The organism is Sphingomonas rhamnosi (assembly GCF_036663615.1).
GTDB lineage: Bacteria > Pseudomonadota > Alphaproteobacteria > Sphingomonadales > Sphingomonadaceae > Sphingomonas.
The window spans coordinates 1-3,363 of the sequence record NZ_JAXOJJ010000024.1; the positions used below are offsets into that span (position 1 = coordinate 1).

Annotated in this window: 1 tRNA gene and 2 rRNA genes; all 3 read left to right on the forward strand. The window is 54.3% G+C overall.

The features are described 5' to 3' along the window. The first annotated feature begins 34 nt into the window (after window positions 1-34). The 3 genes from U1701_RS18565 (at window position 35) to U1701_RS18575 (ending at window position 3,362) form a co-directional block, all read left to right on the forward strand. Window positions 35-2,845: ribosomal RNA gene (locus tag U1701_RS18565) — 23S ribosomal RNA — on the forward strand. A gap of 246 nt (window positions 2,846-3,091) precedes the next feature. After that, window positions 3,092-3,206, forward strand: a 5S ribosomal RNA gene (rrf, locus tag U1701_RS18570). Between the two features lie 79 nt (window positions 3,207-3,285). After that, window positions 3,286-3,362 (forward strand) — tRNA-Met (locus U1701_RS18575). Window position 3,363: the final 1 nt, after the last annotated feature.

Sequence of the window (3,363 nt, forward strand, 5' to 3'; positions counted from 1 at the left end):
GGCACCCAGTGATGTCGTTGGTGGTGTGGACTCTCAAGCGTGAGGTAAGGGCAATTCGTGGATGCCTTGGCACATACAGGCGATGAAGGACGTGGCACGCTGCGATAAGCGTCGGTGAGCTGTGAGCAAGCTTTGACCCGACGATTTCCGAATGGGGAAACCCACCTATCCGATTAATCCAAGCTCTGCGGCAACGCAGGGTATTGGGTTAATTGGTTCAGGTATCACTTAGCTGAATACATAGGCTTCGTGAAGCGAACCCGGCGAACTGAAACATCTCAGTAGCTGGAGGAAAAGACATCAACCGAGATTCCGTTAGTAGTGGCGAGCGAACGCGGACCAGGCCAGTGCCTGAATTTCAACTAGCAGAAGCTTCTGGAAAGTAGCGCCATAGCGGGTGACAGCCCCGTATGCGAAAGTGAGAATTCAGGACTCGAGTAGGGCGGAACACGTGAAATTCTGTCTGAACATGGGGGGACCACCCTCCAAGCCTAAATACTCGTATGTGACCGATAGCGAACTAGTACCGTGAGGGAAAGGTGAAAAGCACCCCGATGAGGGGAGTGAAACAGTACCTGAAACGGATTGCCTACAAGCAGTTGGAGGGCTCCAGATCTTCGGATTTGCGCGGCCTGACAGCGTACCTCTTGCATAATGGGTCTGTGACTTAATGTATCAAGCAAGCTTAAGCCGTTAGGTGTAGGCGCAGCGAAAGCGAGTCTGAATAGGGCGCCAGAGTTTGATGTATTAGACCCGAAACCCGGCGATCTAGGCATGACCAGGATGAAGGTGCAGTAACATGCACTGGAGGTCCGAACCGATTAACGTTGAAAAGTTACCGGATGAGTTGTGTTTAGGGGTGAAAGGCCAATCAAGCCGGGAAATAGCTGGTTCTCCGCGAAAACTATTGAGGTAGTGCCTCGCACGAACACCTTGGGGGGTAGAGCACTGGATGGGCTAGGGGGTCGCGAGATCTACCAAACCTAACCAAACTCCGAATACCCAAGAGTGATATGCGGGAGACAGACGGCGGGTGCTAAGGTCCGTCGTCAAAAGGGAAACAGCCCTGACCTACAGCTAAGGCCCCCAAATCGTATCTAAGTGGGAAAGCATGTGGGACTTCCAAAACAACCAGGAGGTTGGCTTAGAAGCAGCCATCCTTTAAAGAAAGCGTAACAGCTCACTGGTCTAAACAAGAGGTCCTGCGGCGAAGATGTAACGGGGCTCAAGATACGTGCCGAAGCTTAGGGTGTGCCACTTATGTGGTACGCGGTAGCGGAGCGTTCCGTAAGCCGTTGAAGCGATCTGGTAATGGGTCGTGGAGGTATCGGAAGTGCGAATGCAGACATGAGTAGCGATAAAGAGGGTGAGATGCCCTCTCGCCGAAAGACCAAGGGTTCCTGCGCAAGGCTAATCCGCGCAGGGTGAGCCGGCCCCTAAGACGAGCCCGAAGGGGGTAGTCGATGGGAACCACGTTAATATTCGTGGGCCTGGTGGTGTGTGACGGATCATGTGTGTTGTCTGACCTTATCGGATTGGTCAGGCTTCGAAATGGTTCCAGGAAATAGCCCCACCGTATAGACCGTACCCGAAACCGACACAGGTGGTCAGGTAGAGTATACCAAGGCGCTTGAGAGAAGTGTCCTGAAGGAACTCGGCAAATTGCCTCCGTACCTTCGGAAGAAGGAGGCCCCATATAAGCGCAAGCTCTTATGGGGGGCACAGGCCAGGGGGTAGCGACTGTTTAGCAAAAACACAGGGCTCTGCTAAGTCGGCTTCAAGACGACGTATAGGGCCTGACGCCTGCCCGGTGCCTGAAGGTTAAGTGGAGGGGTGCAAGCTCTGAAATGAAGCCCAGGTAAACGGCGGCCGTAACTATAACGGTCCTAAGGTAGCGAAATTCCTTGTCGGGTAAGTTCCGACCTGCACGAATGGCGTAACGACTTCCCCACTGTCTCCAGGACATGCTCAGCGAAATTGAATTCTCCGTGAAGATGCGGAGTACCCGCGGTTAGACGGAAAGACCCCGTGCACCTTTACTGCAGCTTCAGAGTGGCATTAGGAAGAAACTGTGTAGCATAGGTGGGAGGCTTTGAAGCATCGGCGCCAGCTGATGTGGAGCCATAGGTGAAATACCACCCTGTTTGTTTCTGATGTCTAACCTCGATCCATTAGCTGGATCAGGGACCCTCTGTGGCGGGTAGTTTGACTGGGGCGGTCGCCTCCTAAAGAGTAACGGAGGCGCGCAATGGTGGGCTCAGGACGGTTGGAAACCGTCTGTTAGAGTGCAATGGCATAAGCCCGCCTGACTGCGAGACTGACAAGTCGAGCAGAGACGAAAGTCGGTCATAGTGATCCGGTGGTCCCTCGTGGAAGGGCCATCGCTCAACGGATAAAAGGTACGCCGGGGATAACAGGCTGATAACCCCCAAGAGCTCATATCGACGGGGTTGTTTGGCACCTCGATGTCGGCTCATCACATCCTGGGGCTGGAGCAGGTCCCAAGGGTTTGGCTGTTCGCCAATTAAAGTGGTACGTGAGCTGGGTTCAGAACGTCGCGAGACAGTTTGGTCCCTATCTGCCGTGGGCGTCGAAATTTGAGAGGAGTTGACCCTAGTACGAGAGGACCGGGTTGAACATACCTCTGGTGTACCTGTCGTTCTGCCAAGAGCGCAGCAGGGTAGCTATGTATGGACGGGATAACCGCTGAAAGCATCTAAGCGGGAAGCCTCCCTCGAGATAAGATTTCATAGAGCCGTCGGAGACCACGACGTTGATAGATCGGATGTAGAAGTGCGGTAACGCATGGAGCTAACCGATACTAATTGCTCTATTCGCGCTTGAGAGTTCCACCATCAATGACAACACTGGGCAACCAGTTAGCCATAGACCGGTGCGGATGATTTAAGCCGACGCCAGATTGCCGATCCCCTCGCCGTCGAGGGATCGGTTCAATACCCAGCACTCAGGGGTTCCCGAGAGGCTGGACTACAAACAAGCACGGTCTCGATTTTAAGAGCCCCGTCACGGCGAAAGCCAGGACGGGGTACCCCACAGATATACGTGCACGCATGTCGCACCGGCTCCATTGCCTGGTGGCTATAGCGTCGGTGTCCCACCCGATCCCATCCCGAACTCGGCCGTGAAACCCGCCTGCGCCAATGGTACTATCGCTCAAGCGATGGAAGAGTAGGTCGTCGCCAGGCATTGAAGCCCGTGCGACATGCAAGCACACCATCTGAACCCATTCACTTTGTCTCATACCCCCTTCGCTAACGCGAATGTCGCGGGGTGGAGCAGCCCGGTAGCTCGTCAGGCTCATAACCTGAAGGTCACAGGTTCAAATCCTGTCCCCGCAACCAT